Source organism: Halobacteriovorax sp. (assembly GCF_041587335.1).
GTDB lineage: Bacteria > Bdellovibrionota > Bacteriovoracia > Bacteriovoracales > Bacteriovoracaceae > Halobacteriovorax.
Window position 1 is genome coordinate 1 of record NZ_JBFGYP010000147.1, and the last position, 6,670, is coordinate 6,670.

The 6,670-nt window shown below is 33.8% G+C and carries 5 protein-coding genes; 2 read left to right on the forward strand and 3 right to left on the reverse strand.

The genetic code is table 11. The annotated features are described in order from the left end of the window. Positions 1 to 836 (forward strand): M20/M25/M40 family metallo-hydrolase (locus ABX784_RS14660; protein WP_372655810.1); only part of this gene is annotated, 836 nt, incomplete at its 5' end. 214 nt (positions 837 to 1,050) lie between these two features. Here ABX784_RS14660 and ABX784_RS14665 read toward each other — a convergent pair. Together ABX784_RS14665 and ABX784_RS14670 are read right to left on the reverse strand one after the other, a co-directional pair. Next, on the reverse strand, positions 1,051 to 1,731 hold the full coding sequence (locus tag ABX784_RS14665; protein ID WP_372655811.1) for a sugar transferase: 681 nt from the start codon (positions 1,729 to 1,731) through the stop codon (positions 1,051 to 1,053). Between the two features lie 134 nt (positions 1,732 to 1,865). After that, positions 1,866 to 4,967 carry a hypothetical protein gene (locus ABX784_RS14670; protein ID WP_372655812.1) on the reverse strand — a complete coding sequence of 1,034 codons (3,102 nt, stop codon included), beginning with the start codon at positions 4,965 to 4,967 and terminating at the stop codon, positions 1,866 to 1,868. A gap of 216 nt (positions 4,968 to 5,183) precedes the next feature. On the opposite strand from ABX784_RS14670, the gene ABX784_RS14675 reads away from it, so the two are divergent. Beyond that, complete coding sequence (locus tag ABX784_RS14675; RefSeq protein WP_372655813.1) at positions 5,184 to 6,026, forward strand: polysaccharide deacetylase family protein; 843 nt, start codon at positions 5,184 to 5,186, stop codon at positions 6,024 to 6,026. On the opposite strand, the gene ABX784_RS14680 is transcribed toward ABX784_RS14675, so the two are convergent. Continuing rightward, positions 6,016 to 6,670 (reverse strand): thioesterase domain-containing protein (locus ABX784_RS14680; protein WP_372655814.1); only part of this gene is annotated, 655 nt, incomplete at its 5' end. The two genes, ABX784_RS14675 and ABX784_RS14680, sit on opposite strands and share 11 nt — an antisense overlap.

Sequence of the window (6,670 nt, forward strand, 5' to 3'; positions counted from 1 at the left end):
AAGTTAAAGTTGCAATGGATCTTCTTAGTGAGCCAAATATATCAAAAGATATTATTCATTTAACTTCCTACCACACAAGATATCATGCCAGTAAAGAAGGCCTTGAGACTATGCAGTGGATCTATAGTAACTGGAAGGAATTAACAGCACATAGAAGTGATGTAAATATAGAATATTACAAACATAAAGAGTCTCCTCAACCATCAGTAATATTAACGATAAAAGGAAAGAGTGATAAAAGAATCATTGTCGGAGGCCATGCTGACTCAATCAATACAGATGATGAAGGCGTACACTCTCATGCTCCAGGGGCGAATGATAATGCAGCAGGTATTGGCGTTTTAAATGAAATACTTCGGGTATTGATGAAAACAAACTTTAAGCCCACTAAGACTGTTCAATTCATTGCCTACGCTGCAGAAGAGGTTGGAATCCTAGGCTCTTATGAAATAGCAAGAGAATATGCAAAGAAAGATATAGAAGTAGATGGTGTTTTACAAATCGATGGTGTGAACTACAAAGGGACAACTTATGATATGGCCCTCATTGATGACAATACATCTAAAAAGCAAAATAACTTTCTGGCCATGATCATAGATGAGTACCTTAAAGTAAACTGGGGTTATGTACCATGTGGATATGGCTGCTCTGATCATGCTGCCTGGAACTACGAAAGCTATCATGCAAGTTTTCCTGTAGATGCTATTCCAAGTGAACAAAACCCTCACGAACACACCGCAGAAGACACCTTTGACAAATCAAACAACAATGCTGTTCATGCATTAATGTTTGCTAAGATAGGTGTCGCATACACTATTGAGCTTGATAACCTATAGAAAGAACTTATTTTAAACACTCTCTACAGTCTGTAGTAGAAAGCTAAGTTTCGTATTACAGGCCATACACTAGAGAGAATGTTCACACACTTAAAGTTTAGAAAGGCTAAGCTTTAAGTTGATCTATAAACTAGGAACTGAACACTCATTTTTTACAAAAAAAAAAGCCTGCATATTAGCAGGCCATGTTTTCATATAAGTATTTTGAGTCTAGTTAAGCTGAAAGCTCAGCAAAAGATTTAAAAAATACCATCTTTTTAACTGTGTAATAACAAATCATAACATTGAAAAGAAGAGATTCTTTATTATCAATATAGAAGCTATCGTAAACAATTTTCTCTTTAGCTACTGCATCATATGGTAAGCAGATCTGAGCAAATCCAGTGATTCCCGGCTTCACTAACTTTCTCTTTGTATAATTTGGAATACTTTCGTCATAGTCATTAACAAATACTGGTCTCTCTGGGCGTGGCCCAATAAAAACCATTTCCCCACGAAGTACGTTCAGTAATTGAGGAAGTTCATCAATGTGAGATTTTCTTAATAGCTTGCCAACTTTAGTTACACGAACATCGTCTTTAGTGGCGAGAACTGCACCAGTCTTAGCTTCAGCATCAGTGAACATAGTTCTAAACTTAATGATTTCAAATTCTTTTCCATCTTTACCAACTCTAACCTGCTTGTAGAATACAGAGCCGTTTGAGCTAAGTTTTATGACTGCAGCAACAGTTAATAATAGAGGTGAAAAAATAATAAGCATTATAAGAGCGAGTACTCTAGAGATAGCTCCACTACATCTATCTTCAACTTTCACGGCATTAAATAAAGGAGTATTCGTATAGAAATATCCTGTAATATTAAAATTTGTTAAGCTAAAAAATTCAGTTGCAGACATCAACTCCCCCCAATCTCAATGATCAATTTAGCCGAAATCTAGCACCAGCATAATGCTAATGCAGTAACTTTTTCATGATAGAATAAAAGTTACATAGTGCTGACTAAAGCAGAGATTGAGAAAAGAGGTATTTACTATAACTTCTTAAGAAAGTAAAAAACTTTCGCTCTTATTTCTTCGCTAGAAAGAAATTTAGGGGAATTATTTTTAATATATCCTTTATTTCTGTCGAGGATATTTTTACTACGAATAGTTTTAAGCCAAGACAAAGCTTTTCTTCCCTTGTTTCCCAAGGACTTTGCCTTTACCTCTAAAAAGTTTAAAAGTTTGTAATCAATGACTCCTTGAATTGCTTGCTCATATTTAATCGTAGATAGGAGTTCTCCTGAAGACGTCGGATACAACATCATTGCATCATTCTCACGACCATCTAAGTCATAGTAAGGATAGTTCTGGTTCGCACTCAAGTGCCACCCTAGTAAGTGAGATAGACCTTTAGATTTTAAGATATATAATCCTGCACCAAAAGCAAATTGAGGATTATCTAGAGGGAGACTTGCTGGATTATATATCCCCCACTTCTTTATATTACGAAGCTCTTTACTATTCAGATTAGAATATGAGCCTTCATCAAAGATTTTATTAATTCTTCTATGAGACTTATCCATTGAAGAAAATCCTCCTAAAAGTAAGAAGGGAGCTTTCTTTCTTATTTTTGTACCAAGGGAAATATCTTCATCCATACGATCAGAGTAGCCACCGGCCTCATCAGAAAAAGTATGAACGAACTTTGGCCATTGCTTCAATTTCTTTTTAAAGAGGTTTAACTCTACAGAATTAGACTTAAGTAGATAGTCTGTAAGGTCTTTATCAGAGCCATATGAAAATACAGCTTTTATCTTATTACTTGATTTTGCAGAGTTCATAATATTATTGAAAAGGGGGTCTGTAGGATCATTAGCAGTGCTGAATGTTGTAAAACCATCATTAGTAATTCTTTCTAAGTACTTGAACGACCAATCTTTTATACTTTTATGTACATCACTCGAGTTATAGTCAGTAAGATAGTACTTATAGGATAATGGATTGAATCCAAGGAATCCTACGGGCATGTCTAAATCATACAACGACCCTTTTAAGATATTGACACTAATTGGGAAAGAGAATGTCTTAGCTCCAAGTTTTATTTTAGCAGTTAAGCTTACTTTACTTTGCTTACAACTCTCTAAGACTGTAAGATTCAAAAGAAGCTGATTGTTTATTTTTGTAGGTATTATACTTTTAGTATTTAATTTTCTTAACTGCTTTGTACCTATTATATATGTTTCATGATTACGATCTTGAGAGATGAATTGATATTGACCTCTATTCCACTCATATGAAAAACACTTATTCTGTTTTGATTCAATACTAAGCTCCAGTGATTCCTCATTGTTACTAAAGGCAACAAAGTTAAATACGTTCTTTAATCCTCTTAATGTAGATTTATTAATTTTTTTCCTAGCTACGCGATAAGAACCTAAAGGAGTTACTCTAGATAAATCATCAAGAAATGATACATGAGTCTCTTGAACTTCCTTAACTACACCAGGAGAATATCGACCAATAAGTTTAAAGTCGTCTCTTAGTTGTATATTTAATTGCTCTATAAACTCTTCTCCCTTCTTTTTTTCAATAACAGGGTAAATGGCCATCCAATTTAGAGCAATACCAGACTCATCACCAGAGAACCCTAGCTTTAGTTGGTTGTTTTTCACTTCCGCTTCATATTCAAGTGGCTTAAAAACATCTGATAAATAAAGATCCCATGGGTGATCACCATGCGAAGGTTCAATATTTTCAAATCTAAGAAAGTCTTTTAAATATTCATCGACGCTTGACCTCGACTCCATCTTTACAACTTCCCCCTGGATAGATAAAGTTCGATTGTGCCAAAATGGAACATCCCAATAACCTAACATATTCCAATTCAGTAAAACTTTATACTTCCCATTTGGTAAGCGAACATTGAATTCATTCTCATTAACTAACAGAGTATCTCTATTTAATTTATCCGAATATATTGAGTCATGACTCTTATCGACTTTCTTTGAAAATCCAAACTCATCTTCAGCAGTAAGAACATGGAAAGGAGTTACTGGATTGAAGCAATCATAAGCATCATCAGATTTCTCTACAAAATCAAAAAGCCTAAGTCCTTTGAATGTCTGCACATGTTTTCCCTTCTTCAACGAGACTCTCTTTAAAGAAATCAAATCAGAATTAGGAAAACGTCCATCAGGGTCAATTGATATCCAAATTTTAGTCAGGGCTTCATAATCTATTTTTCTTCCATCTTTTGTAGAGCCACGTTCCCCAACGGCCCTTTTGAGAGGAAATAGAATTGTATTATCACCTTGGACTAAGGTTGATTTAAAATTTAATTTACTCCAATAATCATTACTTTCAATATCTTCAATGGCCATTTGAACTTCAGACATACTTCTATCTTGAAGGTTGATTACAAGTTCGATAAAGTCATAATTAGACCAACGAATATCACTTAGAGCTGCAATATCTAAATTATAGAATTTAGTCTTTTCGAGATGAGCAGCTTTTTGACCGGCCACATTTAAAAAAGAGTTAAATGGAGAATAGTCTTCACCTCGAGGGTAAATATCTCTAACTTCGTCTAGTGACTTCTGTAGACATCTTTTATTTTCAAAATACTTAAAAGGGCTAGGGTCTATGTAGTTTAAGGAATAAGAGGTATCTTTTGACTTATAGGAATTAATAATAAAATCATCTATCCACACGCTACCAGTTGACTGTAATCGAAACCAAAAAGATAGTTCACCATTCTTAACTTTGACTGGACATTTTACAAGACTCCAACCAAATGAGCCTTGAATATCTTCAAAACAACTCTTCTCACCGTAACCACCATCATAAAAAGTCCAAAACGACCTATTCCACTTCCCCTCTTGAACTCTAGAGCCTTTTATCCAAAAGGAAATTGTATATTCGTTACGACTGAGATTAGTGAACTTTTTATAGAAGGTCGATTTTTGATTTGTAGAGACAGATAGATGAAGTGAACCTTTTTCTTTGTGACCAACATACTGATCATATATATGGATTCCATTTCCCCATGCTGACCATTTCTTATGAGTAAAACTGTCAGATATAGAATAAGAATGGCTTGAGAGAAGTAAACTTAGGAAGAAAATACTAAAAGAAAAAAAATGATTCATCATATATAATAGTTCCTATACGTAAAATAAAGGCTGAAATTAATGCGCAAAATTAAAATATTTATTTTTAAAATTTTAAAACTTGTTGGTGTATTTAATCTAACACTATTCTTAACACGTAAAAAGCTAAGAATATTTTGCTATCATGGCCTTTCCTATGAGGATGAACACCTTTTTATACCGAGCTTATTCATCGCTCAAGACACCTTTGAGAGACGAATGAAGATATTAAAAAAATATAATATCAGCATACTTAAACTAAATGATGCCCATGAAAAGAATATAAGAGGTGAAATAGATAAGCCAAGTGCTGTCCTTACATTTGATGATGGCTTTATCAGTACTTTTGAATTAGCTCTCCCAGTTCTAGAAGAGTATTCATATGATAGTACTATTTACATTACAAGCTACTATCAAAAGTATCAAAACCCTATTTTTAGACTAGCAGTAAGATATTTCTTCTGGAAAAAGAAACCAACAAGAGAATTAGTAAAGACATTAGACCTTCCTGTTAAAAATCATAAGATGTGGGAGATTATAAAATACGGAGAAACAAAGTTAAAAGAGAACGAGAGACAAGAATTATTAGAAAAGATCAGATTAACATTTGATGTAGAGCTTTCTAAAAATTTGGAAAATAAATTCATGAAACTTGATACCAATAAGAATATTGTAGAAGCATATAATAAAGGTGTTGATATTCAGCTCCATACACATAGGCATAGACTCCCTATAGAAAGAGAGCAATGTGAAAAAGAAGTTTTAGAGAACAGAGAGTACTTAAAGGATCTTCTTGGAGTAGAATTAGATCATTTTTGCTATCCATCAGGAATCTGGAGTCCAAAGCACTTATCTACCCTAAAGGAACTCGGATTAAAAACAGCTACGACTTGTGACCCCGCTCTTGTGAGTCGAAACACAGATCCTCTAGCTTATCCACGTTTTTTAGATAGCGATGAGAAAACAGATATTGAGTTTGAAGCCGACTTATGCGGTATTACTCACTTTCTAGTTGTCTTAAAAGAGCTAGTAGGAATAAATACAAAGACGACTACTTACTAAGTATCTCTTTTAACACTGATCTTGCATCTTTGGACTCTACAATTTCATCATGAGTAGATTCTGTATAATGAACTTCAATACTTCCAACCATTCCATCCCATCCAAGATTTGGATCTGCACTTCTTCCAGAGATAGTTTTTCGGCCTCTAATCATAATTAAATGATCATCATATTTAGATACCTTATGATTTCTCATAAGTTTAAAATTATTTAGCTCTACGAAGTAAAACCTTAAATCATGAGGAATAGATCTTCCAAGCAGTTTATAAAATGAAAGAGAAGCTTTATTAAAGTAGTGATTAAACTTACATCGAAGTTTTTCTAATATTTTAGAACAAGTAATCTTCTTTCTAGTAGATCCTTTCTTTGTATAATTTGGCCCAAAAGTATCAAGCATAATGAGCTTTTCTATATCTTCTCCCTGTTGTCTTAAGAAGTTAGCAACTTCATAAGCAACTAGTCCTCCCATAGATCCTCCAATAAAGGTAAGAGGACTATTTAGAGATAAACTCATAATCTCAAGGAAGTATTCATAGATCATATCATCAAAGCTTTTACATAGTGCAGATACGCCATCAATACCTGTAGACTGCAGTCCATAAATTGGCCTATCAGAAGGAATAGACTTGAAGAGAATTCTATAA